Genomic DNA, 26001 nt, shown 5'->3' with positions numbered 1-26001 from the left:
TAAGCAGGGGCCTGTCAGGCCCCTGGCTTTTAGAGATTCTGGTAGTTCGGACCAGAACCACCCTCCGGCGTGACCCAGGTGATGATTTCGTACGGGTCCTTGATGTCGCAGGTCTTGCAGTGCACGCAGTTGGCCGCGTTGATCTGCAGACGCTTGCCGGAGGGGCTGGCGGTGTCTGCGACCATTTCGTAGACGTTGGCCGGGCAGAAACGGGTGCAGGGGTTGTCGTATTCGGTCACGCAGCGGGTGGCGCATACATCGGTGTCCAACACCTTCAGATGTACCGGCTGGTCTTCATCGTGCTCGGTGGCGGCGAAATATACGGCTTGCAGGCGATCGCGCGGGGCGAGATCGCGGGTGACGTAGTCGCGCTTGGGCTGTTCGTACTCGCCGAGCTTGTGCAGCGCCGACCAGTCGGGTTTGTTCTTCAGCGTCCACGGCGAAGCGCCCTTGAGCGCGGTTTCCCAGGCCGCGTTGAGCAGGCCGAACCACAGGCCCTTCTTGAAACCGGGCTTGATGTTGCGGACTTGCTTCAGCTCGGCCATGACGTCGGAGGCGCGCAATGTGGCATCGAAACCCTGCGGCGCCAGCTGCGATTGCACCAGGTGTTCGGCGGCCAGCATGCCGCTGCGAATCGCCTGGTGGGTGCCCTTGATCTTGGGCACGTTGAGCAGGCCGGCGGTGTCGCCAATGAGCAAGGCGCCGGGCATGTCCACTTTCGGCAGCGATTGCCAACCGCCGCTGACCAGTGCGCGGGCGCCGGCAGACACAATGCTGCCACCTTCCAGCAGCGGCTTGATCATGGGGTGGTTCTTCCATTGCTGGAAGGCTTCCCACGGTTGGTAGGCCGGGTCGCTGTAGTCCAGCCCGCTCACATAACCGAGCGCGATCTGGTTGTTGTCCAGGTGATAGACGAAGCTGCCGCCGTAGGTGCGGTTGTCGGCTGGCCAGCCAATGGTGTGCACGATCTTGCCGGGCGTGACGCGGCCTTCGGGCACCTGCCACAGCTCCTTGATGCCGATCGAATAGCCTTGCGGGTCGCTGTCGGCGGTGAGGTCGAAGCGCTTGAGCAGCCGCTTGGTCAGGTGGCCACGCGCGCCTTCGGCCAGCACGGTGACCTTGGCGCGGATGTCGATGCCGGCGGTGTAGCCGGGCTTGTGCGTGCCGTCTTTTGCAATACCCATGTCGCCAATGCGCACGCCCACCACCTGGCCGCTGTCGTCGTGCAGCGTTTCGGCGGCGGCGAACCCTGGATAGATTTCCACGCCCAGCGCTTCGGCCTGCGGCGCCAGCCAGGCGCACATCGCGCCCAGGCTGACGATGAAGTTGCCATGGTTGCGCATGCCCGGCGGCACCACCGGGAACTTGCGTGCGCTGTCCTTGCCGAGGAACCAGAATTCGTCGTCGGTGGCCGCCACGCAGATCGGCGGCGGATTGTCGCGCCAGCCTGGCAGCAATGCATCCAGCGGGCCGGGCTCGATCACCGCACCGGAGAGGATATGCGCGCCGATGGTGCTGGATTTTTCGATCACGCAGACGCTGATGTTCGGATCGAGCTGCTTGAGCCGGATCGCGAACGACAGCCCGGCCGGACCGGCACCGACGGTGACGACGTCGTATTCCATGACGTCGCGCTCGACCGCCTCTGACGCGTGTGCGCCCACTCCCGCTTCCGACATTGCTCCGCTCCCGTTGGCTCGATGGCTGTTGCGCATTTTCCGGGATTGCATGTGACGGCGGCAAATCGGGTCGATTCATCCGCGCCATGCGGGGCTGCGTGCTAGCGTTTCCGGAATGAAGATTCGGGTGGCATTGCCGGGGGCGGAGATCAACTGGTGGCGCGGTTGGCTGCCGCCCGCGCAGGCCGATGCGCTGATGCAGGCGCTGCTGGCGCAGGCGCACTGGGAGGTGCACCGCATCCGGATGTTCGGACGCATGGTGGATTCGCCGCGCCTGAGCAGCTGGATCGGCGATCCGGAGGCGAGCTATCGCTACTCGGGCACACGGTTCTCGCCACAGCCCTGGCTGGAGGTGCTGCAGCCCGTGCGCATGCGGCTGGAGGACGAAACCGGTCACCGGTTCAACAGCGTGCTGGTCAATCGCTACCGAAGTGGCAGCGATGCGATGGGCTGGCACAGCGACGACGAGCCTGAGCTGGGCGCGCAGCCATTGATTGCCTCGGTGAGCCTGGGTGCGACGCGGCGCTTTGCGTTCAAGCACCGCGACGATGCGGCCCTGAAGCAAATGCTGGAGCTCGGTCACGGCGACCTGTTGCTGATGGGCGGCGACACCCAGCGCCACTACAAACACGCTTTGCCGCGCACCGCCAAGCCGGTCGACGAGCGCATCAATCTGACCTTTCGTCAGATCGCGGTGCGCGTGTCCCAGCCATGAGCGGCTAGCAACTTGCAGCGCGCTCGCCTGGGCAGTGAGCCCGGTGGGCGTGTCGGCCGCAGCTTGCGTGGGCGCAACCAGCAATCCAGGTCAAACGATGAGTGGATCGAGTGCGCGGTTCCCTCACCGCTTGCGTAACACGCCGTGAACCCATCCATGCGGGCTCGATGGCGGTATCCATGCCGCCAACGGTCCCGCAAGCGGCAAGGACACCGCACCAGAAAGTGCATTGATGACGTGATTGAAGAGCGAGGACGCCCCGCCCAGACAGTCGACTGGCTGCTGTGTTGAAGAACGAGCAGACCGCGTCGAGAAGCCGCTACGTGCTTTTTTGAAAGCTGTGCACACCGAGCATCTCAACTGGTCCTTGCCCGCCTAGCCTCGCCGAGCCCTTGGCGGCATGGATGCCGCCAGGAAGCATGCAGGGACGTACTTGCAGCGTGGCTGGCGATGGTGGGCGGGTAAGCGCCCTGCAGCCATGGCACAGATCAGCCGCTCTGCAAGAGACCGGCGTGACGTCGCCTGTCAGCCGCTTCAAGCCTGTCGCTTGCGCTTACAACGAACGCGGCACGTTCTGGCTGTCCTGTTGCCCGGCGGTTAGCGTCCAGCCGACCAGCTCGGTGGTGATCTGGGTCAGCGCCTGCTCGAAAGCCACCGCGACTGCGGCGGTATCGGTGCCGGTGGACGGGCGCGCGACCAGGAAGGTGCGCGAGGCGACCACGCGTTGGTCGGTCGAATGCAGCAGTTTGGCGTTGAGCTCGATCGTGGCCGAGGGCAGCGACTGGCCGGCGTAATCGGATTCGAAGCGGCGCAGGTCGATCGCCAGCTTGTAGTCCGAGCGGATGCCGGTGCCGATATGGGCCACCGCGGCAATCTTGCCGGAGTCTTCGAACGCGCGCACCACGCTGTCTTCCAGCATGTCGGTGGCTGGCTGTGCCCAGCCAGCGCCGTGGTAGACCTGCAGTTCGCCAGGGGTCGGGCGCACATTGATGCGCGGGCTGTCGATAACGCGTGCGGCGCTGGGCTTGGCCACCACCAGCTGCCAGGTCACCTGCGGCCAGGTGGGATTGGGCGTCACGCGCACCGTCGGGGCGTAGATGGTGGCCGGCTTCTTGTCGCCTCCGGCCAGCACCGAGCAGCCGCCCAGCGCCAGCAACGACACGCACAACAGGGGACGCAACACACGCATGGCAGTCATTTCGGTTCGAACTCCTTGGGTGCGTCGCGGCCGAGCAGGTAGCGCGCAGGGTTGTTGTCCAGTTTGTCGCTGACCCGGCGCAGGTCGCGGATCAGGCCGCGCAATTCGGTCAGTGTGGGGCCGAGCTGGCCCAGCCCATCGTTGGCAAAACTATTGATGGCCGCGCGGTTCTCGCCAAGGATGTTGTCGGCATTGCCGGCGGCCGAATCCAGCTTGACCAGGGTGGCATCGAGTTTTTCCAGGATGCCCGGCAGCTGCTGCACCAGGTTCTGGTCCAGCCGCTTGATGGTGCCGTTGGTGGTGGTCAGGGTGGTGTCCAGATTGCGCGCGGCGTCGCGCGCGCTGACGATCAGTGCCTGCATGCCTTCGTCGCGATCGGCGATGCCACCGCTGATCTTCTCCAGGTTCTGCAGCGTGGCCGAAATGCTGGCCACATTCTTGTCCGAGAGCATCTGGTCCATGCGCTCGACGATGCGATTGGCGGTGTCGGTGATGTTCTGCAGCGCCGACGGGGTGGTCTGGATGATCGGCGCGTCGCTCTTGTCGATGCTGGTCAGCGCCGGCGCTTCGGGCGTGCCGCCGGAGAGCTGGATGATCGACGGGCCGGTCAGACTGGTGATCGCCAGCTTGGCGCGGGTGTCGCTCTTGATCGGCGTGGTGGAGTTGACGCGCACATGCGCGACCACCTGCCGCGGGTCGTTCGGCGCCAGGGTCAGCTCGGTGATCGAGCCGACCGCGATGCCGTTGTACTGCACCGGGCTGCCGACCGACAGGCCGGTCACTGCCTCGCGGAACACCACCCGGTATTGCTGCCAGGTGCGGTCGGAGGAGTACTTGGCGGCCCATAGCCCGAACAGCAGCAGGGCCAGGCCGGCCACGATGGTGAAGGCGCCGATCAGGACGTAATTGGCTTTGGTTTCCATGCTCAGGCGGTCTCGGTGGAGTCGGTCTTGGCCGCGCGCGCGGCGCGGGCGCGCGGACCGTGAAAATAGTCCTGGATCCAGGGGTGATCGATCTGCTCGACCTCGGCCAGCGGCGCGTTGGCGATCACCTTGCGGTCGGCCAGTACCGCGATGCGGTCGCAGATGGCGTACAGCGTATCCAGGTCGTGGGTGATCAGGAACACGGTCAGGCCCAGGGCCTGCTGCAAGGTGCGGATCAGACGGTCGAAGGCGGCCGCACCGATCGGGTCCAGCCCTGCGGTGGGTTCGTCCAGGAACAGCAACGGTGGATCCAACGCCAGCGCACGTGCCAGGCCGGCACGCTTGCGCATGCCGCCGGACAATTGCGAAGGCAGCTTGTCCAGCGCATCGGCCGGCAGGCCGGCGAGCTTAATCTTCAGCAGCGCCAGTTCGAAATACCAGCGCTCGGGAAACTCGCCATGGTGTTCCTTCAGCGGCACCTGCACGTTTTCGCCCACGGTCATCGACGAAAACAGTGCGCCGTCCTGGAACAGCACGCCGGTGTTGCGGGTGATATGCTGGCGGTCGGCGAACCGGTCCGAGCGCGCGTCCGCGCCCAGCACCTGGATGCTGCCGGCATCGGGTTCGCGCAGGCCCAGGATGCTGCGCATCAGCACTGACTTGCCGGTGCCCGAACCGCCAACCACGCCGAGGATTTCGCCGCGCCGCACATCCAGATCCAGGTCTTCGTGCACGGTCTGGCTACCGAAACGGTTGGTGAGCCCGCGCACGGAAATCGCCAGCTGTTCGTCGTCGGCCTCGGCCTGTGGGCCGGGATTGGGGAGTGGGGATTCGGGAGTGGTCACAGCACCTTCCTCTCCAATACCAGTGCAAGCGCCGCGCTGCGGCTTTGTACGAATCCCGAATCACGCATGTCTAATCCCGGCTTCATCACCACCCCATCTTCATGAACCACAACGCCGCGATCGCGTCGAGGATGATGACCAGGGAAATCGTCTGCACCACCGAGGACGTGGTGCGTTCGCCCACCGATTGCGCGGTGCCGCTGACTTTGAGCCCTTCCAGGCAGCCGATCAGGCCGATCACCAGCGCAAACAACGGCGCCTTCGAGAGCCCGACCAGGAAATGCCGCAACTGGATGGTTTCGTGCATGCGCGCCAGATACATCTGCGGCGGAATATCCAGGTCGAACGCGCCCACGGTGACGCCACCGGCCAGGCCGGCGATCATCGCGATGAAGGTCAGCAGCGGCAGGGTGAAGATCAGCGCGAGCAGGCGCGGGATCACCAGCAGGTCGATCGGGTCCAGGCCCAGGGTGCGGATCGCGTCCACTTCCTCGCGCGATTTCATCGCGCCGATCTGCGCGGTGAAGGCGCTGGCGGTGCGGCCTGCCAACACAATTGCCGTCAGCAGCACCGCGAATTCGCGCAGGAAGGCGATGGACACCAGCTCCACCACGTAAATTTCCGCACCGAAGTCGCGCAGGATGGTCGAGCCCAGGAAGGCGATCACCGCGCCCACCAGATACGACAGCAGCACCACCAGCGGCACCGCGTCCAGGCCCACCTGCTCCATGTGATGCACGGTGGAGGTCAGCCGGAAGCGCCGCGGCTCGTGGATCAGCCGCATGATCTTGACCAGGTTTTCGCCCAGAAAACTGTTCAACTCCAAGATGTCCTGGCCGACGCGATGCGTGGCCCGGCCCAGGCGGTCGAGCGCGGCGACGAAGCCGTAATCGCGTTTGGGCTTGGGGCGCTCGTCGTTGAGTTCCTCGATGGTGCACACCAGTGCCTGGTGCTCATCGCGGAAATCGATCGCGTCTTCCTTCAGGCCCATGCGGCCGGCAAAGCGCAGCAGCTGCAGTACGCCGGCCGAATCCAGCTGCTGGATGCCGCGCGCGTCGATGCGGCGCACCCCGTCAGGTACGGCCTGCAGCAGTTCTGCCTGAGGCAGGGCGGTCGCCAGGACCCAACTGCCAGCGAGGCGGACCTGTGCCTGATCCTGCGAGTCTTGTTCGATGCGTGGAGGTTGCGGTTTGATCATGGGTGGCCTGTCCGTGGCGCCAGCATACAGGGCCAATGTGAGCGACGGATGGGGACGCAACCGCAGCGGTGTGCCGATGGCCGTCGATGAGGGCGCCGGCTACGCGCGCTGCGGCATACACTGGCGGCCTCGCCGGACACGGCGTTTCTCCGATCCGACCCGCCACGCATGTCCGCTGCCACCGTCGTCCTCCCGTCCGCCAGCGCCACCTACGCCCAGCGCGTCGCCTTCGTGTCCGAAATTGCCGGGCGCCTGCATTCCTATGGCACCACCGCGCAACGGCTGGAAGCAGCGGTGGTGGGGTTGTCGCAGAAGCTGGGCCTGGACTGCGAGCCCTGGTCCAACCCCACCGGCATCATCCTGAGCTTCAGCGACCCCACCAAGGCGATCGGTTCCAGCGACATCACCCGGGTGATTCGCCTGGCGCCGGGCGAAAACGATCTCTACAAGCTCAGCGTGGCCGATTATGTGGCCGACAGCGTGGCCAACGGCCGCATGAGCATCGCGCAAGGACATACCGCATTGCGCCGGCTGGACCGCGAGGTGGACCGGCGCGGCAAGACCCTGCAGGTGCTGGCGTTCGGGCTGGCCGCCGCCGGCGTGGCCGGGCTGTGGAAGCTGCCATGGCTGGATATCGCCACGGCCGGGGCGATCGGCATGTCAATCGGCCTGCTCACCCAGTACACCGACAAGCGCGCTGCCACCAAGGAAGCCGGCGAGGCGCTGGCCGGTCTGCTGGCGGGCGTGGTGGCCGCGCTGGTGGCCTCGCTGATCGGGCCGTTGAACCTCAACACGGTGATCATCGCCTCGCTGGTGGTGCTGCTGCCCGGCATGTCATTGACCAATGCGTTCAACGAGCTGGCCAGCCAGCACTGGGTCTCCGGCACCGCGCGTCTGGCCGGTGCGGTCACCACGGTGCTCAAGCTGACCGTAGGTGCGGTCATTGCGGTGACCCTGACCCAGCTGGTTGGCCTGCATCCCCAGGTGGCCGCGCTGCGGCCGCAGGCCGGCTGGGTGGAATGGGCCTCGCTGGTGGTGGCCGCTTATGCGTTCGCGGTGCTGTTCAAGGCCAATCGACGCGATTATTTATGGATCATGGCGGCGGCCATGTCAGGTTATGTCATCGCGCGTTATGCAGGACATGCCTGGGGTGGTCCGGCCGGGGTATTCGCTTCGGCAATGGCATTGACCGCTGCGGGCAATTTATTCGGGCGCGTGGTCCACAAGCCCGGTGCGCTGATCCGGTTGCCCGGCATCATCATGCTGGTTCCCGGGAGCGTCAGTTTGCGTGGCTTTTTGACCTTGGTGCAGCAACAGGATGTCAGCGTCGGACAAGCCGCACTCTTGGCGGTGACCAATATCGTGATGGCATTGATGGCCGGATTGCTGTTTGGCAATCTGCTCATTCCGGCCCGCAAGAATTTATAAGGGCAAACACCCCGCAATAAAAACGCCGGCATGGCCGGCGTTTTTATTGGTTTGAATCAGGCAGCCTTGGACTTCTTGGCGGCGCGCTTGGTGACGGCCTTGCGCGGCGAGGCCTTCTTGGCGGTTGCTTTTTTCGCACCGCCGACCTTGCTGATCAGGAAGTCTTCCACCTTCTTGCCGGCGGCGGTCAACTCGGCCAGCCAGCGCGGCTGCTTGCCACGGCCGGTCCAGGTTTCCTGGGCGTTGGCGGGGTTGCGATACTTCGGCGGCACCTTGCCCAGCTTGCGGCCGGCACGCGGACCCGGCTTGCCGGCACCCGCCGGACGGCCCGGACCGGCACTGGCAGAAGCGCCAAACAATTCTTCGATGGAATAACCCTGGGCTTTTGCAGCGCGGACCAGCTGCGTGCGGACCTTGGCGATCGGCGCGCGCTTGGCAACCACGGTCTGCTGCTTCTTTGCATTTTTGATCAGGGCGCTCAACTGCTTGGCCGACAGGCCACTAAGATCGATCGACATCACTGCTCCGGAAGATGAGAGAAAAAGAATGCCGGTCCATGGCAGCGGTGGCCATCATAAAGTGAGAAAACCGGTGTGACAAATGCGCCGAAATAATTCGGCGCTTTGTGTTCATCCATTTGAAGCCGATACCCGGGGTTTGATCAATGCGCCAGGCGGGAGAATAACGCTGCTTTATCCAGGCTTTCCGCTGCATCGGCGGTACGGGCGCGATATTCAAATGTGCCAGCCGCCAATCCACGTTCCGAGACCACCACCCGATGCGGAATGCCCAGCAGTTCCATATCGGCGAACATGGCGCCCGGGCGCAGTCCGCGATCGTCCAGGGCGGCATCCAGGCCGGCGGCAAGCAATTGGTCCAGCAAGGCCTGGGCGGCGGCGAGCACCTGTGGGTCCTGCTTGGGATTGATCACGCAGACCACCACCTGCCACGGCGCCATTGGCGCGGGCCAGATGATGCCGGCATCGTCGTGGTTCTGTTCGATCGCCGCGGCCACGATGCGCGAAATGCCGATACCGTAGCAGCCCATCTTCATCACCGCCGCCTTGCCGCCTTCGTCGATGACAGTGGCTTGCAGCGCCTGCGCGTACTGGCTGCCAAGCTGGAACACATGGCCCACCTCGATGCCGCGAGCCAGGCGCAGTTCGCCGCCGTCTGCCGCGCGTTCGCCTTCGACCACGTTGCGCACATCGGCCACGGTCTCCGGTTCGGGCAGGTCGCGGCCCCAGTTGACGCCGACCAGGTGGGCGCCGGACACATTCGCGCCGACCACGAAATCGGCCAGTGCGGCGACATCGCGGTCGGCCACCACGCGCACCGGACGCGCGGTGTTGACCGGGCCCAGGAAGCCCGGCTCGCAGCCGAGGTGTTCGCGGATTTCGCTTTCGTTGGCCAGGCGGTAATCGGCCAGCCCGGGCACCTTGGCCAGCTTGATCTCGTTGACCGCGTGGTCGCCACGCACCAGTACCAGCACGAAGCCGGCCTGGGTCATCACCGCCACCGACTTGACCGTGCGCTGCAGCGCGATGCCGAGCAACTGGGCCACGTCTTCGCAGGTCTTCTGGGTGGGCGTTGCCACCTGCTGCATTGCTTCGCTGGCCGCGGCGCGCGGGGCCGGCGGTGCCGCACTGGCGGTTTCCACGTTGGCGGCGTAATCGGAGCCGGTGGAGAACGCCAGCGAGTCCTCGCCGGAGTCGGCGATGACGTGGAATTCCTGCGATGCATCGCCGCCGATGGCGCCGGAATCGGCCTGCACGGCGCGGAAATCCAGTCCCAGGCGGGTGAAGATGCGCGTGTAGGCGGCGCGCATGTTGTCGTATTCGCGTGCCATGTCCTCGTCAGTGAGATGGAACGAATACGCGTCCTTCATCAGGAACTCGCGCGCACGCATCACGCCGAAGCGCGGGCGGATCTCATCGCGGAATTTGGTCTGGATCTGATAGAAATTCAGCGGCAGCTGCTTGTAGCTGTTGATTTCCTGGCGCGCGAATTCGGCCGCGGCCTCTTCGGCGGTGGGGCTGTAGCAGAACTCCTGTTCCTTGCGGTCCTTGATCTTGAGCAGCTGCCCGCCGAACTTCTCCCAACGCCCGGTGGCGTCCCACAGCTCGCGCGGCTGGATGGTGGGAAACAGCACTTCCACTGCGCCGGCGCGGTTCATCTCTTCGCGCACGATGGCTTCGACCTTGCGCAACACGCGCAGGCCCAGCGGCGACCAGGTGTACAGCCCGGAGGCCAGCTTGCGGATCATGCCCGCGCGCAGCATCAGACGGTGGCTGACCAACTCGGCGTCGGCCGGGGTTTCCTTGGTGGTGTGCAGGTGGAACTGGGAAAGACGCATCGGGCTTCGCTTGGGCGGAAAGCCGCTAGTTTGCCAGTCTCGCGCCCTGCCGGTCATCGCCAGGCGCGCGTTGCCGGTTGTCGCTGGCCGGCGCAGGCCCCTGCGGGGCGGCTCGAGTGGCCGGCTTGCCGGCGCACGTGCGCCGTAGACCGCGCAGTCGTCCGCACGTATCCATCACCGGTGCCGGGCGCTCATGCGGCCCCGGGGGCGCGCTTTCTACCACCTACGCATGTGTTGCCATCAGGTCGGGCGCGCTGGCTCTGCAGGTGGTCGCGGCACCAGGCGTTGAACCCCAGCCCTGCGGCGGGACGGCAACTCCCGTCCCCCTGGGAGCTTTTCCCGGCTCAGGTGGCCGGGCCGCCTGGGGCTGCCGGCTTGCAATAGGCCTTGACGGCGGCGTCGGCCAGGTTCCTCTGGGTCGCCCGGGCTTCCTGGTCCAGGACGGCGCCAGGCTTGCCATCGGCGCCGGCCGCCATGGAGACCTCGCCCTTGCCGCTGAGCAGTTCCAGATTGCGGCGCGCGGTGAGGCAGTCGGCCGATTCGGGCGCGGCCGTCTCTGCTGCAGCGATGGCGGCGGTGCCGCTGCGCGCATCGATTCGGCGCGCTTCATAGCGCTGGCCGGTCGGTGGCGGGGTTTCGGTGTAGTGGGTCACGCCCTTGGCGTCCTTCCACTTATAAAGATCGGTCGCGCCGGCGGCGGCGCTGACCAGCATCAACAGGGCGCAAAGCCCGGACGACAGCTGCATGTGGCTTCCCCTGGATGATTCCCGCCGCGATTGCAGCATCCGCAGCGGGCGCTGGCAAGTGATGGGCGCGCAGGGCGCTGAACCAGCTAGCGCGCTACCGCCGGACAGACCTCAGGCCCTACACTTGGCGGATGGATGAGATGAGACCGCCCCCGCGCTCGCGCACGATTTACCTGCTGCCGAACCTGTTCACCACCGCCGGGCTGTTTTCCGGTTTTTACGCCATCATCGCCGCCGCCAATGGGCAGTTCGTCCAGGCCGCCATGGCGGTGTTCGTGGCTGCGGTGATGGACGGGCTGGATGGCAGGGTGGCGCGTCTGACCAATACCAGCAGCGAATTCGGTGTGCAGTACGACTCGCTGGCCGATCTGGTCAGCTTCGGCATGGCGCCCGCGCTGGTGATGTACCACTGGTCGCTGTCGGCACTGAAGTACGACAGTAGCGTGATGGGCCGGGTCGGTTGGTCGGCTGCCTTCCTGTATGCGGCCTGCGCGGCGCTGCGGCTGGCGCGCTTCAACACCCAGGTCGGCGTGGTCGACAAACGCTGGTTCATCGGCCTGGCCAGCCCGGCGGCGGCTGGTCTGATGATGTCCTTCGTTTGGGCCTTCGCCGACGACAGCCTGGGCTTCGATGGCGAGCAGCTGCGCTATGTGGCGCTGGCGGTCACGGTGGTGGCGGCGTTGCTGATGGTCAGCCGGATCCGGTTCTGGAGCTTCAAGGGCGGCGCGCGCGGCCCGCGTGCCGACCGCGTGCCGTTCCTGGCGCTGGCGATCGCCACGGTGGTGATTGCGCTGTTGGTGATCGATCTGGCGCGCTCGTTGCTGGTGATCGGGGTTCTGTACGCCTTGTCGGGTCCGTTGATGTGGTTGTGGCGACGCTGGCGGCGCGTGCCCGAGCTGCCATGAGCCGGTTTTTGTGAGCGAGGCGATGAGCGAGCCGATGTGGTCCGAACTGCAGGTATCGTATCTGCAGGCGTTGGGGCACACCGTGTATCTGGACCGCGCTGCGGTCGATGCATTGCCGGCGCCTGTCGAGGTTGCCGAGCGCGCACCCACGGCCGCACCGACGCGTATGGAACGTGCGCCGTACCCTGCAACGGCCAATGCGCCCGTTGCGCGGCGAAATGCACCGGCGGCACCGGCCCAAGCGCCCCGCGCGCCCAGCACTGCGCCAGCGTCGGCGCCGCAACGGCGCAGCCGTGTCGGCATGCCGGATCGCCTGCAGATGGCCTTGCTGCGCGCGTCCGGCTGCAATCCGGGCGATCCTGCGACCCAGGCCTTGATGGCCTCCTGGCCGCTGGCGGAACTGCGCGGCAATCCGGCCGCCAAGCGCGCGCTGTGGCCGCAGCTGCGCGCGCTGCGTCGGCGCCGGGACCCGGCGTGAGCGCATTGAACGCGCCGCAACCCACCTCGCTGCGCGCCATGCGCGAGAGCGACCTGGATGCGGTGATGGAGATCGAGCTGCGCGCTTATCCATTTCCGTGGACGCGCAACATCTTTCGCGACTGCCTACAGGCCGGCTACCCCGGCTGGGTGATGGAGCAGGGCGGCCGTGTCATCGGCTATGGCGTGATCAGTATCGCCGCCGACGAGGCGCACGTGCTCAACGTCTGCATCGCACCGGAGGCGCAATCGCAAGGACACGGTCGCGTGTTGCTGCGCGCGCTGATCAAGGGCGCCTGCGATCGCGGTGCGCGGCGCGCGTTCCTGGAAGTGCGCCCGTCCAATCCATCGGCGATCGCGCTGTACCACTCCGAAGGCTTCAACGAAATCGGCCGGCGCCCGCGCTATTACCCATCCCACACCGGGCGCGAAGACGCGTTGGTGATGGCGATCGAATTGTTCTTCGAAGGGTTTTCCTGAGCGCACGCACTCGTCGTTGAGGATGCGGCTGGTTGGCGTCGCTGCGGTGCGGTTGCTGCGCTGGATGCCGGCGCTGATGGTTTTTCGATTCGATGCTTGCGCTGAGCGGTTGCATGACGCACCTGCGCATGGCGCGTGCGGCATCACGCTTGCCCAACGGGCTGGTCTTGCGCACTACCACCGGGCTTGATGAGGTCCGCAGCGACACGGTAGCCCAATTGATTAAGGGCAGCGCTGACCCATGCGTATCAAAACGCGTGGGGTCAACACAATGCTGCGCCTGTGCAATCGATCCCAACGTGGTCATGTGGAATGCCGGCGACACTGCGGCGATGGGTTTGCGCTTCGCGCAGGGCGTTGGCAGATACGTCCGTCTGCGAGGTGGCGAATGTTTCGCCATGGGGCGATAAGCGCTTTTTTCGTTGCGGTGTATGTCCAATGCCGCAGCGCGGCAATGGATTGCAACGACGAGCACGTCGAAAAATACAGGTATTTGCACGGTGGCGTGCCTTCTCGCGTGGCACCCCGCATGGCGTGACACCCAATCTTGCTGCGTTGCAGTGTCCTTGCGCTGTCTCCGCGTGTCCTGATCGCAGCGTTTTGTCTCTTCTTTTGTGTCTCGCAAGCGTTTGCGTGATTACGCATGCATATCCGAAAAACGTCTAGATACAAGCGGTTGCAATGCTCCTAGTATCGGCTCCGCGGAATGGAATATTCCACAGCTGAATAATACGTTCCGAGTCTGCTGGACCAGGGGTGCGCCGCTGCGCGGCGCATCGAACCCATCTGAGGGAGAGATCAAGATGAAGCCGAAATTTTCGACGGCGGCCGCCGCGTCGCTGTTCGTTGGGTCGTTGCTGCTCACCGGCGTTGCCTATGCCGATGCGGCGTTGGAGGTTGCAACCACGGGCTGGGCAACCCAGAACGGCGGCACCAAGGGCGGCTCCAAAGCGGCTGCCGCCAATATCTACACCGTCAAGAATGCCGCCGAGTTGAAAGCTGCATTGAGCGCAAGCGTCGGTAGCAACGGACGCATCATCAAGGTCAGCGGCATCATCGATATCAGCGAAGGCAAGCCGTACACCAAGACCTCGGACATGAAGTCACGTGCGCGCCTGGATATTCCGACCAAGACCACCTTGATAGGCATCACCAGCAACGCGGAAATCCGCGAAGGCTACATGTACGTCAAGGCCAACGACGTCATCATCCGCAACCTCACCATCGAAAATCCATGGGACCCGGAACCGGTCTGGGACCCGGATGACGGCAGTGCCGGCAACTGGAATGCGGAGTACGATGGCCTGACCGTGGAAGGCGCCAGCAACGTGTGGGTGGACCATGTCACCTTCACCGATGGCCGCAGGACCGACGATCAGAACGGCACCGCAAATGGCCGTCCGAAGCAGCACCACGACGGCGCAATGGACATCAAGAAAGGCGCCAATTTCGTCACCGTCTCGTATTCGGCCTTCAAGTCGCACGAGAAGAACAACCTGATCGGCTCCAGCGACAGCGCGTCCAGTACCGACAGCGGCAAGCTCAAGGTCACCATTCACAATACCCTGTTCGAAAACATTTCCGCGCGCGCTCCGCGTGTGCGCTTCGGTCAGGTGCATCTGTACAACAACTACCACGTCGGCAGCACCAGCAATAAGGTCTATCCGTTCTCTTACGCGCATGGCGTGGGCAAGGAGTCGAAGATCTTCTCCGAGCGGAACGTGTTCGAGATCAGCGGTGTCAGCAGCTGCGACAAGATTGCCGCCGACTATGGTGGCAGCGTGTATCGCGATCAGGGTTCCCTGCTCAATGGCAAGGCGCTGTCGTGCTCGTGGAATACCAACATCGGCTGGACCCCGCCCTATACCTACAACCTGCTCTCGGCCGACAAGGTCGCTGCAGACGTCAAGGCCAAGGCAGGCGCCGGCAAGCTCTAACCGCCACTGGTTGCAGGGCTGCAAAGTCAGCGCCGCACGTCGTTGCACAACGCCCGCAGTGATGCGGGCGTTGTGCGTTCCGCGTGGCGATGTGGGGTCTCACGGAAGTAGCGGCGTTGCAACGGGCAGTCGGGAGCTGCTTGCAACACTCTTACCCATCCATGCCTATCCATGATCGCTGGACGCGCTGCAGGTACATCCTTGCCGGTCCCTGCGTGGCGTCCATGCTGCGTCAGCTGCCGTACGCAATGACGGCGCTACGCACTCGCCAAGGCCCTGCAACCGTGCAGGGCGCCTGGCGTCGCTCAATCCTGCGCGGTGTTATTGGCTGCCTGGCCCGGGGTACAGACCGGCTTCAAGCGCTTGTCCACCAGCTTGCCCATGAGCCGGTCGCTGAGCGGCAGCATGTCGCCGTTGAGGCGCCAGTCGTAGATCACGCTGAAGGCCAACACGCGCGCGACATAGTCGCGGGTTTCCTTGTAGCTGATGGTTTCGATCCAGAAGTCCGGCTCGAAATTCGGCCGCTGCGACTGCCAGCGCCCGGTGGGGCCTGGACCTGCGTTGTAGGCGGCAATGGTGAGGTAGGGCAGTCCGTAGGTGTTGAGCAACTGGCGCAGATACGCCGTGCCGATGGCGATGTTGGTGTCCGGCTCATAGAGGCTGGTGGCACCCGCATAGCCGGGCAGGGCGATCCCCTTGGCGACGGCCGCGCCAGTGCCAGGCAACACCTGCATCAGGCCCATTGCGTTAGCCGGCGAGCGCGCGCGCGGATTGAAGATGCTTTCGGCACGAATTTCCGCAGCCACCCAGGCGGGGTCGATCGCATTCTTGGCGGCCTCGCGACGAATGCTGTCGTCGTGGTGCAGCGGAAAACGCAACGCATACAGCCGTTGTTCGTCCGGCTGCTTGCCGAGCGCGAACACCGCACGGTCGAACCAGCCGTTGTCGCCGGCAACTTCCACTGCCAGACGGCGCTGGGTGTCGTCGAAGCGGGTGGCGGCATCGTTCCATTCGGCCACGGCCCAACCGGGGCGGTCGATCTGAAATAACGCGATTGCGCGGACCAGGGCCGGGTCGCGCGCAACAGCGGCCTTCGCCTGCGCGCTGTCGTTGGGCTCCCAGGGGCACAGCCGGTAAGGCTGCTGCAGGCGGTCGGCGGCCAGGAATCCGTGGAAGGTCGGCGATTGCGCGGCGGCGCGATACAGCGGCTGGGCCGCCGCAGCAGCGCCGGTCTTTTCGGCCAGGCGGGCTTCAAAGTACTGCCAACGTGAGTCGCTGCGCTGGCTCGCCGGCATCTTGCGAATCGCGGCCAATGCCGCCGGCCAGTCGCCGCGCGACATCGCCTCACGTGCACGCCATTCGTGCAGGCGTTCGTCGTAGGACGCGTCCGGTACGGCATTGAGCCGACGCGCCGAATCCGGCAGGTACGAGGCGACGGTCCACAATGCGATCTGGTACAGCACCTGCCCACGCTGCGCCTGGCTGAAGCCGAGCGCACCGGCAAGTTGCGGTAGCTGCTGCTCGGCAGCGTCGGGATCGCTCTTGGCCAACTTGGCCAGCCCGTCCACCGCGATGCGGCGGCTGCGCTCGGTCTTGGGCCAACCTAGTGCACGCGGGTGGACCTTGTCGAGAAATGCAGCGTAATCGGTGGCCAGGGCCAGATCGGCGGCGGGTAGCCCGCGTGCGGCCGTACGCATGATCGCAGGCTGTTGTGCATCGGCAGCAGCTTCCACACGTTCCCAGCGCAGCGCCGGCGTGAGTTCACCGCGCGATTCCAGCCCGGCGACCACTGCATCGCAAGCATCGGGCAGCGCCTTGCCATTGCGCCACAGCGTCAGCGCATCGCGGCTCCATTGGGCATCGGCCTTGCCAGTGGCCAGGCGCGCGGTCAGTTGCGCGCAGCGCAGGCCGACGTTGTCGGTGGACTTCCAGTTGGCCAGCAGCGTGTTCCAGTCCTGCCGCCGCGCCACTGCCGGCAACCACGTGCTGCGGAAGCTTTCAGCCACGGGCTGGCCGGCGTAACGCTGCAAGAATGCTTGCGCCTGCGCGTTGGAGACAGTGTCGATAGTGCGCTTGAGCGCGGCAAATTCCAGCCATCCATACAGTGGATGGCGGCTCAGCGCAGCGAGCTGACCGGCATCGGTCTGGCCGCGCTCTGCGGCCGCGATGGCATCGCGCATGGCAGTCAACTGCGGGTCGAGGGTTTGCGCGTGCAATGCGGTGCTGCCAAGGCACAGCAGGCCGATGAAAACAGTGGCAAGGCGGGGGGCATAAGTCATGAAGTGATGATACCCAAGCACGCCTGAGCGCCTGAGTGAATGCGCGTCGCTTGCGCGTGATGGTGAGGAAGGTCTTCGCTTGCAAGCGCTATGGGTCGAGCACGCGTGTGCGTGCAGATGACACCTTGTTGCGACCGCTGCCGCGCGGTGCGCTGCTGCACCGCCAGTTGCGGTGCGTTAATGTTTCGTTTAAGAATTGGGAAGGACCGCAGGGCACGGGGGCGTGCGGACACTCAAGAATCCTTCTGGAGAGAGAAAGGATGAAGCGTCTGATTGGCCCCCGTCGGTCATGCCTGGCCGTGCAGTTGTCGTTGTGTCTGATTCCCACACTGGCCTGGGCGCAACAGCCCGAGTCCGCACCGAACACGCGCACGCTCGACAGCGTGCAGGTCACCGGCACGCGCATCAAGACCGCGGAATTGCAGGGCCAGGTACCGATCCAGACGCTCAATCGCGCCGATATCGAACGCACCGGCCTGACCTCCATCGGCGAAGTGCTGCAGGAGCTCACCGCGTCCGGTTCGGCGCTCAACGCCAAGTTCAATTCGTCCGGCAACTTCGGCTTTCCGCCCGATGGCAGTGGCGTGGGTGCAGGCTCGGCGCAGGTGGATCTGCGCCATCTCGGTTCCAAGCGTGTGCTGGTGCTGGTGGATGGCATTCGTTGGGTCAATGAATCCTCCGCCTCCGGCGTGGGTTCGTCCACCGATCTCAACACCATTCCGCTGGCGATCGTCGAGCGCATCGAAGTGCTCGAAGACGGCGCCTCGTCGCTGTACGGCTCGGATGCGATTGCCGGTGTGGTCAACATCATCACCCGTCGCACGTTCGACGGTGCGCAGGTCACGCTCAACTACGGGCAGTACGGCAAGGGCGATGGCGCCAACCAGGGCATGGATCTGGCCTGGGGTAAAAGCGGAGAGAATTTCAGCCTGTTTTTGGGCGCCAGCTACGTCAAACAGGATCCGATCTATGCGCGCGATCGTGCGCAGGCCCGCTTCCCGATTCCTGGCACCGGGCTGACCTTCGCCAGCTCGGCAACGCCGGATGGCCGCTTCCAGTTCGTCGATCCCAACACCGGCGTGCGCCAGAACCTTACGCCCAATGCCGGCGTGGGCACACCGCAATACGATGGTAGCGGCGGTTGCACGCGCAGCGACGACTATCACTGCTTCGGCACCGCAGACCGCTACAACTTTGCCGAGCAGAACCTGTTGCTGACGCCGTCCGAGCGCAAGGGCGTGTTTGCACAGTTCCGCTATTACTTCAACGACGACGTGCAGTGGTACGTCAAGGCGTTGGGCAACCGGCGCGAATCGACCAACCAGGCCGCACCGGAGCCCATCTTCCTCGGGCCCGATGCCGGTACCGGCAACCCGCTGGCCGACAACATCGTGATCTCCGCGCTCAATCCGTTCAACCCGTTCGGATTCGATCTGGATTCGGCCACCAATCTGATCCAGATCGGTCGCAGGCCGGTGGAAGGCGGGCCGCGGCGTTACGAGCAACAGGTCGATACCCAATATTTCGGCACCGGCCTGGTCGGCACGTTCGAAGGCGCAGGGCGGACCTGGTTCTGGGACGTCAACGGCATGTACAGCAAGAACAAGGCCGAGCAGACCAACTACGGCAGCTACAACCTCTACAACATCAACCTGGCGCTGGGCGACCCGGCTGCCTGCGCGGCCGTGGCCGGCTGCGTGCCGCTGGATATCTTCAGCGGTGCCGGCAGCATCACGCCGGAGATGTTGCGCTGGATCCAACCGGTGGTGCGCGACCGCAGCCAGAACGAATTGAGCCTGTTCACCGCCAACCTCAGCAGCGAGTTGTTCCAGTTGCCCGGCGGTGCGGTGTCGTTCGCCAGCGGTTACGAATACCGCAAGTACGAAGGCTCTTATCGGCCCGATCCGCTCACCGTGGCCGGGCGTTACAACGGCGTGCCCTCCTTGCCCACGGCAGGCAGCTACGACGTCAACGAAGCCTATCTCGAACTCAATATTCCGATCTTCGCCAACTCCGCATTGGGCGACAAACTGGATCTGAATATCGCCGGGCGCTATTCGGACTATTCGACATTCGGTGGCGAATTCACGCCCAAGTACGGCCTGCGTTGGCAGGTCACCGATGAGTTCGTGTTGCGCACCAGTTATGCCGAGGGCTTCCGTGCGCCCACCATCGGCGAGCTGTTCGGTTCGGCGGCGCGTGCGGACCTGCAGTTGTCGGACCCGTGCTCGATCGGTCTGGGCGGTACGGCGCCGCGCGGCAGTGCGGCCAACTGCGCAGCACTCGGTGTGCCTGCCGGTTATCAGCAGGCCAACCAGCAGATCTCGGTCACCACCGGCGGTAACGCGCAACTCGATCCAGAGCGTTCGCGCAGTTTCAGTGCGGGCTTCGTCTTCAGCCCGGGATTTGCGAGCGATGCCAGCTGGTCCGACCGCCTCGACCTGGAGGTGACCTTCTATCGCCATCATGTAGATGGCGCGATCCAGGCGATCAATGCGCAGACGCAGCTGGATCTGTGCGTGGATACGCTGGATGCGTTGTACTGCGATGGCATCGGGCGGGCATCCACCGGCGGCATCAACGCCTTCAATAACCGCTTGACCAACCTGGGCTCGATCAAGACCGACGGCTGGGACGTGGATCTATTCTGGACCTTGCCGCAAACCGCATTCGGGCGCTTCAAGCTATCGTGGCAGAACACCTTGGTAGGCCGCTACGAGGCGCTGGGTGCGGCGGGTCAGCGACAGCCGCAAGGGCCGGGCATCGAGGTGGTGGACAGCGCAATTCCGGAGTGGACCAGCAACGCGGTATTGGATTGGTCGCTGGGTAACTGGACGGCTTCGTGGACTGCGCGGCACATTTCCAAGCTCACCGAGCAGTGCGGTGACGCGGTGGAGTTTGCGGTGTGTTCGGATCCGTCGGTGGGAACCAACCGCTTGGATGCGATCACCTATCACGACGCGCACGTGGGCTATCGCATCGATTGGCTCAAGGGCCTGCAACTCACGGCCGGCCTGAACAACGTCTTCGACAAGGATCCACCGATCTGCCTGTCGTGCTCCCTCAATGGTTACGACGCATCCACCTACGATATTCCCGGCGGACGCTTCTGGTATGCGCGTGTGGATTTGAAGTTCTAGTCCAACGGTGCCTGGCTGGTGCGATGCGTTGGCAAAACGGCACTGGCGCTGCGGCTTTCCTGCAGGGTCCTCGCCCGCCCACCATCGCAGGACACGCCGCAAGTACGTCCTTGTAGGCTCCTTGGCAGCATCCATGCCGCCAAGGGTCCCGCGACGGTGGGCGGGCAAGGACCAGTCGAGCTGGTCGGTGCGTATGTCTGCAATCAAGACATGACGGACATGCTGATGTAACGGCTGGTCCCGCAAGCGGCGAGGGCACTACGCCCTCGATACGCTAGCAGCTGATCAACCGCTTCAGATCTTCGCGCGCTGCTCGCGCAGGCCGGTGAGCTGCGTGGTCCAGTCGTTCAAGCGCGCACGCTCCTGTTCGACCACGGCGGCCGGTGCGTTCTGCACGAAGGTGGCGCTGCCGAGTTTGCCGTTGCACTTGGCGATCTCGCCTTCCACGCGCTTGATTTCCTTGTCCAGGCGAGTGCGTTCGGCATCCATGTCGACCAGGCCTTCCAATGGCACCAGCAGCGTGAGTTCGCCGACGATGGCGGCTGCCGACGGCGGTGTGTCCTGGCCAGCGTCCAGCCAGTCGATGCGTTCGAGCTTGAGCAGGAACGACAGCTGCGAGGCGAAGCGGGCAACGCGCGGGCGGTCGTCGGCAGTGCCGGCCTGCAGCAGCAGGCGCACCTGCTTGGACGGTGGCACGTTCAATTCGCTGCGCACGCGACGCAGCGCCGACACCATCGACTTGAGCCATTCGACATCGGCTTCAGCGGTGGCATAGCTGCTGGTGTCGACATCGCCGGGCTGCGGGAAGCTCTGCAACGAGATCGTCGCAGTGGTGATGCCCAGGCGCGGCGCGACCTGCTGCCACAACTCTTCGGTGACGAACGGGGTGAGCGGGTGCAACAGGCGCAGCAACGACTCCAGCACATACAGCAGCGTGTGGCGCGTGCTGGCGGCCGCGTCGGCGTCCTGGTTGTTGAGCGCCGGCTTGGCCAGCTCCACGAACCAGTCGCAGAACGCGTTCCAGGCGAATTCGTACAACGACTGCGCGAGCAGGTCGAAGCGATAGTTGGCGTAATGCGCGTGGGTTTCTGCGGTGGCCTTGTCCAGGCGCGCCAAAATCCACTTTTCCGCTTCGGTGCGCGGCTGCGGCACGCCGGTAAAGCGTGCGCCTTCGGTGTTCATCAACACGAAGCGCGTGGCGTTCCACAGCTTGTTGCAGAAGTTCTTGTAGCCCTCGGCGCGGCCCAGATCGAACTTGATGTCGCGGCCATGCGTGGCCAGCGCGGCGATGGTGAAGCGCAGCGCATCGGCACCGTGGGCGATGATGCCGTCCGGGAATTCCTTGCGCGTGGCTTTTTCGATCTTCTCGGCCATGCGCGGCTGCATCAGGCCATGGGTGCGCTTGGCGACCAGATCCTCGATGCTGATGCCGTCGATGATGTCCAGCGGATCGAGCACGTTGCCCTTGGACTTGGACATCTTCTGGCCCTGCGCATCGCGAATCAGGCCGGTGATGTAGACATCGCGGAACGGCACCTGGCCGGTGAAGCTGTCGGTGGCCATGATCATGCGCGCCACCCAGAAGAAGATGATGTCGAAGCCGGTGACCAGCACCGACGACGGCAGATAACGCGCGAAGCCGCGCTCGGCCATCGCCTGCGCATCCGGCCAGCCCAGCGTGGAGAACGGCCACAGCTGCGAGGAGAACCAGGTTTCCAGCACGTCGCTGTCCTGGTGCAGCGCAATCTCCGCACCCAGGCCATGTTTGGCGCGCACCTGCGCTTCGTCATGGCCCACGTAGCACTTGCCGGCCTCGTCGAACCACGCCGGGATGCGATGGCCCCACCACAGCTGGCGGCTGATGCACCAATCCTGGATGTTCTCCATCCAGTGGCGATAGGTGTTGATCCAGTTCGGCGGCACGAACTTGATCTGGCCGCTTTCGACCAGCTCCAGTCCGCGCTTTGCCAGCGCATCCATCTTCACGAACCACTGGTCGGTGAGGTAGGGCTCGATCACCTGGCCGGTGCGATCGCCGCGCGGCACCTGCAGCTTGTGTGGCTTGGTTTCGACCAATACGCCCAGGTCTTCCAGTTCCGACAGCACCAGCTTGCGTGCGTCATAACGATCCAGGCCGCGATAGCGCTCCGGCGCATTCTCGTTGATGGTGGCGGTGACGGTGAACAGATTGATCAGCGGCAGGTCATGTCGCACGCCCACCTGGTAATCGTTGAAGTCATGCGCCGGCGTGACCTTGACCACGCCGGTGCCGAAGGCGCGGTCGACATAATCGTCGGTGATCACCGGCACCTGGCGGCCGGTCAGCGGCAGCACGATGCGGGCGTCATGCAGCGTGAGATAACGCGCATCTTCCGGGTGCACCATCACCGCGGTATCGCCCAGCATGGTTTCCGGGCGCGTGGTGGCCACCACCAGATAATCGCGGGTTTCGCGCAGCGTCTCGTTGCCGTCGGCATCGTGCTCGACGTGTTCGTAGCTGACGCCATCGGCCAGCGGGTAACGGATCGACCACAGGAAGCCGTCTTCTTCGACGTTTTCCACTTCCAGATCCGAGATCGCGGTCTTCAGCACCGGGTCCCAGTTGACCAGGCGCTGGCCGCGGTAGATCAGGCCTTGCTCGTACCAGCGCACGAACGCTTCGTTGACTGCGGCCGATGGCTGCGGGTCCATGGTGAAGGTGCTGCGCGACCAATCGCTGGAGGTGCCCAGCCGGCGCATCTGGCGCTCGATGGTGTCGCCGGATTCGGCCTTCCACTCCCACACCTTGGCGATGAAGCCCTCGCGCCCCAGCGAATCGCGTGTTTGTCCCTTGCCTTCCAGCGCCAGATTGCGCGAGACCACCATCTCGGTGGCGATCCCGGCATGGTCGGTGCCCACCTGCCACAAGGTGTCGTAACCGCGCATGCGGTGATAGCGCACCAACGCATCCATCAGCGTCTGCTGAAACGCATGGCCCATGTGCAGCGTGCCGGTGACATTGGGCGGCGGCAGCAACACGGTGTACGGCTCACCCTTGCCGGACGGCACGAAATAACCGGCTGCCTCCCACTGCGCGTACAGGCGCGATTCGAAGGAAGAGGGGTCGTAGCTGGAGGCGAGGGTGGTCATAGGGGCGCCGGGATTCGTTGTTCGGGATTCGGGATTGGTTGCGTCATGGGGCCGGCGAGAGTCACCGGCAATCCACTCGTCAACGTCGGTGTTCGTGCTGCGGAGCGAAGATCGGCTGTCTGAGGTTGGATGCAGTCGTTGGAGACGCAAGATCTGCTTTACGAATCCCCAATCCCAACTCCCCAATCCCCGCCGCACTCACATGTCGTACTTGGTCAGTTCCAGGCCCAGGGCCTTGTACTGTTTCCAGCGTTCGCGCAGCGGTTCGCGGGCAGCGGGGTCGGCCGGCACCACTTCGAGCACGCGGTCGCAGGCGCCCAGGTACGGGTCGTCGCGCAGGTTGATCACCAGCGGGCGCGAGGGGGCGGCGAACTCCGGGGCGGCAATCAGCACCGGGGCCAGTTCGTCTTCCTCATCGGTGCCGGCAATCTGGTGCGGCACGTAGGCCTCGTCGTCGAACGCCCACAGCAGGTCGTCCAGCGCCTCGGCCTGCTGCGTATCGCGGGCCAGGATCAAGGTGGGCAGGTTGGCGTCGTTGGCCTTGCGCGCCAGCTCGCAGACCAGCCGCAGCGGTTCGTTGAGGAAGCGCGGCTTGGCGATCAGGTAGAAGTCGGCACGGGGCATCAGGCGGTCACAAAGCGGGAGGAGAGCAACAATTCGGTGGTCATGCCGGCGGCCACGAACAGGGCCGCACAGCCAAGCACGGCCAACAGCAGGCCGCCGAATGCGCGCAGGCGGCGCCCGGGCGGGCGAGAACGGTACAGGTACACCGGCAGGAACAGCACGGCCAAGGCCACGATGCCGATATTCATCCAGGCCGGCCGGCGGTAGCCAAGCCGGCGGCTGTCGGCCGCCAGCCACACAAACAACAGCAACAGCTGCACGACGATCCAGAGCAGATCGATGCCGGGGCTGGTCCAGCCCGGCACCGCGCTGGCGGCTCCGTTCACGACGGAGAAGCCAGCGATGAGCGCCAGTGCAGCGCGCGGCGACATCAGGCGGCGCGATCCAGCAACCACTGGGTCAGCAGACCGACCGGGCGACCGGTGGCCATGCCGCGCTTGCCTTCGTCGCTGGCCACGCCGGCGATGTCCAGGTGCGCCCAGCGCTGGTTCTCGGTGAAGCGCGACAGGAAGCAGCCGGCGGTGATGGCGCCGCCCCAGCGGCCGCCGATGTTGTAGACGTCGGCGAAGGTGGAATCCAGCAGGCCCTGGTATTCGTCCCACAGCGGCAGGCGCCAGGCGCGGTCGAACACGTGTTCGCCGGCGGCCAGCAGCTCGTTGGCCAGGTCGTCGTGCTTGCTCATCAGCCCGGCTGTCTGGTGACCCAGCGCCACCATGCAGGCGCCGGTCAGCGTGGCCACGTCCACCAGCGCCTCGGGGTTGAAGCGCTCGGCGTAGGTCAGCGCATCGCACAGGATCAGGCGGCCTTCGGCATCGGTATTGCCGACTTCGATGGTCTTGCCGGACATGCTGGTGATCACGTCCGACGGGCGGTACGCGTTGCCGTCGATGGCGTTCTCGACCGCCGGCACCACCACCACCAGGTTGATCGGCAGCTCGGCCTTGACCGTGGCCACGAAGGTGCCGATGACGTTGGCGCCACCGCACATGTCGTACTTCATTTCCTCGATGCCGCCCTGCGTCTTGAGGTTGACGCCGCCGGTATCGAAGGTGATGCCCTTGCCGACCAGCACGTACGGGCGCGCGTCGCCGCCGCCGTTCCACTTCAGCACGATCAGGCGCGGGCGGTTGGCCGAGCCGCGTGCCACCGACAGCAGCGAGCCCATGCCCAGCGCTTCCATCTGCGCCTCGTCCAGGATCTCGGCTTCGGCACCCGGGAACTTGCCGGCAAATGCCGCGGCGGTCTCGGCCAGGTAGGCCGGGGTGCAGTAGTTCGGCGGCAGGTTGCCCAGCTCGCGGGCGAATTCCACGCCTTCGGCGGTAGCCACGCCCACGGCGAGCGCGCGGGCGTCGTTGCCGGCAATCGCCAGGGTGGTCAGGCCGGTCTCGTCCACCTTCTTCTTGCCCAGTGTGGCGGTGTAGCGGTAGGCGGCATGGTCGCTGACGGTCACCGCCTGGCGGATGTTCCAGGCCGCATCGCGGGCCTTGACGCTGAGTTCGGTCAGGGTGAGCAGGGCGGTGCTGACCGCGCCGGTCTTCAGCGCGCGGGTCGCATCGCCGACGGCCTTGAGGTAGGGCGCCACGCCGAACTTGCCGGCTTCGCCCAGGCCGACCACCAGCACGCGCGGCGCGGTGACGCCGGGCAGGTCGTGCAGCAGCGTGGTGCTGCCGGTCTTGCTGGCCACGTCGCCGCGCGCGACCAAGGCCGTCAAGCGGCCCTGACTGGCGCTGTCCAGCGCCTGGGCAGCGGGCGAAAGGGTCTTGTCGGCGAACACGCCAACCACGATGCAGTCGACGGCAGCGCTTGCCGGCGCGTCTTGGTTCAGGGTGAATTGCAGGGCCATTGATCAGATTCCGTAGGCAAATCCGTACAATCGCGGGCTGTTTACGCCAACCGGACTAGGCTGGCGGCGCCGCGAACGAATCCGAGAGTTTAAAACAAG

Annotated in this window: 20 protein-coding genes; 7 read left to right on the top strand and 13 right to left on the bottom strand. The window is 65.0% G+C overall.

What is annotated here, in order from left to right:
- Window positions 1–29 precede the first annotated feature (29 nt).
- Entirely contained in the window at window positions 30–1679 is a 1650-nt protein-coding gene (locus ACCQ07_RS17425) for an electron transfer flavoprotein-ubiquinone oxidoreductase (protein WP_372363496.1), read from the bottom strand.
- Between the two features lie 115 nt (window positions 1680–1794).
- On the opposite strand from ACCQ07_RS17425, the gene ACCQ07_RS17420 reads away from it, so the two are divergent.
- Entirely contained in the window at window positions 1795–2394 is a 600-nt protein-coding gene (locus ACCQ07_RS17420) for an alpha-ketoglutarate-dependent dioxygenase AlkB family protein (RefSeq protein WP_008576968.1), read from the top strand.
- A 553-nt stretch (window positions 2395–2947) separates the two neighbouring features.
- Here ACCQ07_RS17420 and ACCQ07_RS17415 read toward each other — a convergent pair.
- The 4 genes from ACCQ07_RS17415 to ACCQ07_RS17400 form a co-directional block, all read right to left on the bottom strand.
- Complete coding sequence (locus ACCQ07_RS17415; RefSeq protein WP_011348603.1) at window positions 2948–3592, bottom strand: ABC-type transport auxiliary lipoprotein family protein; 645 nt, start codon at window positions 3590–3592, stop codon at window positions 2948–2950.
- A complete protein-coding gene (locus ACCQ07_RS17410; RefSeq protein WP_008576973.1) occupies window positions 3589–4515 on the bottom strand; it encodes an MlaD family protein in 927 nt (308 codons plus the stop codon). The genes ACCQ07_RS17415 and ACCQ07_RS17410 overlap by 4 nt, the downstream gene beginning before the upstream one ends.
- A gap of 2 nt (window positions 4516–4517) precedes the next feature.
- On the bottom strand, window positions 4518–5360 hold the full coding sequence (locus ACCQ07_RS17405) for an ABC transporter ATP-binding protein (protein ID WP_029820283.1): 843 nt from the start codon (window positions 5358–5360) through the stop codon (window positions 4518–4520).
- An 85-nt stretch (window positions 5361–5445) separates the two neighbouring features.
- Window positions 5446–6558 carry an MlaE family ABC transporter permease gene (locus ACCQ07_RS17400; protein WP_008576978.1) on the bottom strand — a complete coding sequence of 371 codons (1113 nt, stop codon included), beginning with the start codon at window positions 6556–6558 and terminating at the stop codon, window positions 5446–5448.
- Window positions 6559–6726: 168 nt separating this feature from the next.
- Here ACCQ07_RS17400 and ACCQ07_RS17395 point away from each other — a divergent pair, with 168 nt between their 5' ends.
- The gene (locus ACCQ07_RS17395; RefSeq protein ID WP_008576981.1) at window positions 6727–7986 is read left to right on the top strand and encodes a threonine/serine exporter family protein; all 1260 of its coding nucleotides are present in this window, start codon (window positions 6727–6729) and stop codon (window positions 7984–7986) included.
- Between the two features lie 56 nt (window positions 7987–8042).
- On the opposite strand, the gene ACCQ07_RS17390 is transcribed toward ACCQ07_RS17395, so the two are convergent.
- The 3 genes from ACCQ07_RS17390 to ACCQ07_RS17380 form a co-directional block, all read right to left on the bottom strand.
- Window positions 8043–8504 carry an H-NS histone family protein gene (locus tag ACCQ07_RS17390; RefSeq protein WP_014091070.1) on the bottom strand — a complete coding sequence of 154 codons (462 nt, stop codon included), beginning with the start codon at window positions 8502–8504 and terminating at the stop codon, window positions 8043–8045.
- Window positions 8505–8647: 143 nt separating this feature from the next.
- Window positions 8648–10342 (bottom strand): proline--tRNA ligase, encoded by a 1695-nt coding sequence (locus tag ACCQ07_RS17385; protein ID WP_008576984.1) that lies wholly within the window; start codon window positions 10340–10342, stop codon window positions 8648–8650.
- A 344-nt stretch (window positions 10343–10686) separates the two neighbouring features.
- Window positions 10687–11088 carry a DUF4124 domain-containing protein gene (locus ACCQ07_RS17380; protein WP_008576986.1) on the bottom strand — a complete coding sequence of 134 codons (402 nt, stop codon included), beginning with the start codon at window positions 11086–11088 and terminating at the stop codon, window positions 10687–10689.
- Between the two features lie 131 nt (window positions 11089–11219).
- On the opposite strand from ACCQ07_RS17380, the gene pssA reads away from it, so the two are divergent.
- The 4 genes from pssA to ACCQ07_RS17360 all read left to right on the top strand — a co-directional run bounded on the left by pssA (window position 11220) and on the right by ACCQ07_RS17360 (window position 14887).
- The gene (gene pssA / locus ACCQ07_RS17375; protein ID WP_008576987.1) at window positions 11220–11993 is read left to right on the top strand and encodes a CDP-diacylglycerol--serine O-phosphatidyltransferase; all 774 of its coding nucleotides are present in this window, start codon (window positions 11220–11222) and stop codon (window positions 11991–11993) included.
- Window positions 11994–12015: 22 nt separating this feature from the next.
- Complete coding sequence (locus ACCQ07_RS17370) at window positions 12016–12471, top strand: alanine acetyltransferase (RefSeq protein ID WP_031424388.1); 456 nt, start codon at window positions 12016–12018, stop codon at window positions 12469–12471.
- Window positions 12468–12950 carry a ribosomal protein S18-alanine N-acetyltransferase gene (gene rimI, locus ACCQ07_RS17365; RefSeq protein ID WP_007964194.1) on the top strand — a complete coding sequence of 161 codons (483 nt, stop codon included), beginning with the start codon at window positions 12468–12470 and terminating at the stop codon, window positions 12948–12950. Before ACCQ07_RS17370 ends, rimI begins: the two co-directional genes overlap by 4 nt.
- Before the next feature lie 803 nt (window positions 12951–13753).
- Complete coding sequence (locus tag ACCQ07_RS17360; protein WP_008576993.1) at window positions 13754–14887, top strand: pectate lyase family protein; 1134 nt, start codon at window positions 13754–13756, stop codon at window positions 14885–14887.
- 305 nt (window positions 14888–15192) lie between these two features.
- Here the strand turns inward: ACCQ07_RS17360 and ACCQ07_RS17355 are convergent, their stop codons facing one another.
- Complete coding sequence (locus tag ACCQ07_RS17355; protein WP_127166886.1) at window positions 15193–17166, bottom strand: transglycosylase SLT domain-containing protein; 1974 nt, start codon at window positions 17164–17166, stop codon at window positions 15193–15195.
- A gap of 260 nt (window positions 17167–17426) precedes the next feature.
- Between ACCQ07_RS17355 and ACCQ07_RS17350 the strand changes: the two genes are divergently transcribed.
- Window positions 17427–20306, top strand: a complete 2880-nt coding sequence (locus ACCQ07_RS17350) for a TonB-dependent receptor (RefSeq protein ID WP_372363495.1) — start codon at window positions 17427–17429, stop codon at window positions 20304–20306.
- Between the two features lie 294 nt (window positions 20307–20600).
- Here the strand turns inward: ACCQ07_RS17350 and ACCQ07_RS17345 are convergent, their stop codons facing one another.
- The 4 genes from ACCQ07_RS17345 to ACCQ07_RS17330 all read right to left on the bottom strand — a co-directional run bounded on the left by ACCQ07_RS17345 (window position 20601) and on the right by ACCQ07_RS17330 (window position 25902).
- A complete protein-coding gene (locus tag ACCQ07_RS17345) occupies window positions 20601–23435 on the bottom strand; it encodes a valine--tRNA ligase (RefSeq protein WP_372363494.1) in 2835 nt (944 codons plus the stop codon).
- Between the two features lie 198 nt (window positions 23436–23633).
- On the bottom strand, window positions 23634–24059 hold the full coding sequence (locus ACCQ07_RS17340) for a DNA polymerase III subunit chi (RefSeq protein ID WP_008571796.1): 426 nt from the start codon (window positions 24057–24059) through the stop codon (window positions 23634–23636).
- The gene (locus ACCQ07_RS17335; protein WP_008571795.1) at window positions 24059–24430 is read right to left on the bottom strand and encodes a hypothetical protein; all 372 of its coding nucleotides are present in this window, start codon (window positions 24428–24430) and stop codon (window positions 24059–24061) included. Before ACCQ07_RS17335 ends, ACCQ07_RS17340 begins: the two co-directional genes overlap by 1 nt.
- Window positions 24430–25902 carry a leucyl aminopeptidase gene (locus ACCQ07_RS17330; protein WP_011348593.1) on the bottom strand — a complete coding sequence of 491 codons (1473 nt, stop codon included), beginning with the start codon at window positions 25900–25902 and terminating at the stop codon, window positions 24430–24432. The genes ACCQ07_RS17335 and ACCQ07_RS17330 overlap by 1 nt, the downstream gene beginning before the upstream one ends.
- Window positions 25903–26001: the final 99 nt, after the last annotated feature.

The sequence above is a fragment of the Xanthomonas sp. NCPPB 3583 genome (assembly GCF_041475715.2).
GTDB classification, from domain to species: Bacteria; Pseudomonadota; Gammaproteobacteria; order Xanthomonadales; family Xanthomonadaceae; genus Xanthomonas; species Xanthomonas euvesicatoria.
This window is presented reverse-complemented; position numbering and strand designations above follow the sequence as displayed.

Coding starts and splice junctions, on each gene's coding strand:
- ACCQ07_RS17380 (WP_008576986.1), bottom strand. CDS start 11,088: ATGCAGCTGTCGTCCGGGCTTTGCGCCCTGTTGATGCTGGTCAGCGCC.
- ACCQ07_RS17425 (WP_372363496.1), bottom strand. CDS start 1,679: ATGTCGGAAGCGGGAGTGGGCGCACACGCGTCAGAGGCGGTCGAGCGC.
- ACCQ07_RS17350 (WP_372363495.1), top strand. CDS start 17,427: ATGAAGCGTCTGATTGGCCCCCGTCGGTCATGCCTGGCCGTGCAGTTG.
- ACCQ07_RS17330 (WP_011348593.1), bottom strand. CDS start 25,902: ATGGCCCTGCAATTCACCCTGAACCAAGACGCGCCGGCAAGCGCTGCC.
- ACCQ07_RS17385 (WP_008576984.1), bottom strand. CDS start 10,342: ATGCGTCTTTCCCAGTTCCACCTGCACACCACCAAGGAAACCCCGGCC.
- ACCQ07_RS17335 (WP_008571795.1), bottom strand. CDS start 24,430: ATGTCGCCGCGCGCTGCACTGGCGCTCATCGCTGGCTTCTCCGTCGTG.
- pssA (WP_008576987.1), top strand. CDS start 11,220: ATGGATGAGATGAGACCGCCCCCGCGCTCGCGCACGATTTACCTGCTG.
- ACCQ07_RS17390 (WP_014091070.1), bottom strand. CDS start 8,504: ATGTCGATCGATCTTAGTGGCCTGTCGGCCAAGCAGTTGAGCGCCCTG.
- ACCQ07_RS17415 (WP_011348603.1), bottom strand. CDS start 3,592: ATGACTGCCATGCGTGTGTTGCGTCCCCTGTTGTGCGTGTCGTTGCTG.
- ACCQ07_RS17355 (WP_127166886.1), bottom strand. CDS start 17,166: ATGACTTATGCCCCCCGCCTTGCCACTGTTTTCATCGGCCTGCTGTGC.
- ACCQ07_RS17410 (WP_008576973.1), bottom strand. CDS start 4,515: ATGGAAACCAAAGCCAATTACGTCCTGATCGGCGCCTTCACCATCGTG.
- ACCQ07_RS17420 (WP_008576968.1), top strand. CDS start 1,795: ATGAAGATTCGGGTGGCATTGCCGGGGGCGGAGATCAACTGGTGGCGC.
- ACCQ07_RS17360 (WP_008576993.1), top strand. CDS start 13,754: ATGAAGCCGAAATTTTCGACGGCGGCCGCCGCGTCGCTGTTCGTTGGG.
- ACCQ07_RS17345 (WP_372363494.1), bottom strand. CDS start 23,435: ATGACCACCCTCGCCTCCAGCTACGACCCCTCTTCCTTCGAATCGCGC.
- ACCQ07_RS17370 (WP_031424388.1), top strand. CDS start 12,016: ATGAGCGAGCCGATGTGGTCCGAACTGCAGGTATCGTATCTGCAGGCG.
- ACCQ07_RS17340 (WP_008571796.1), bottom strand. CDS start 24,059: ATGCCCCGTGCCGACTTCTACCTGATCGCCAAGCCGCGCTTCCTCAAC.
- ACCQ07_RS17400 (WP_008576978.1), bottom strand. CDS start 6,558: ATGATCAAACCGCAACCTCCACGCATCGAACAAGACTCGCAGGATCAG.
- ACCQ07_RS17395 (WP_008576981.1), top strand. CDS start 6,727: ATGTCCGCTGCCACCGTCGTCCTCCCGTCCGCCAGCGCCACCTACGCC.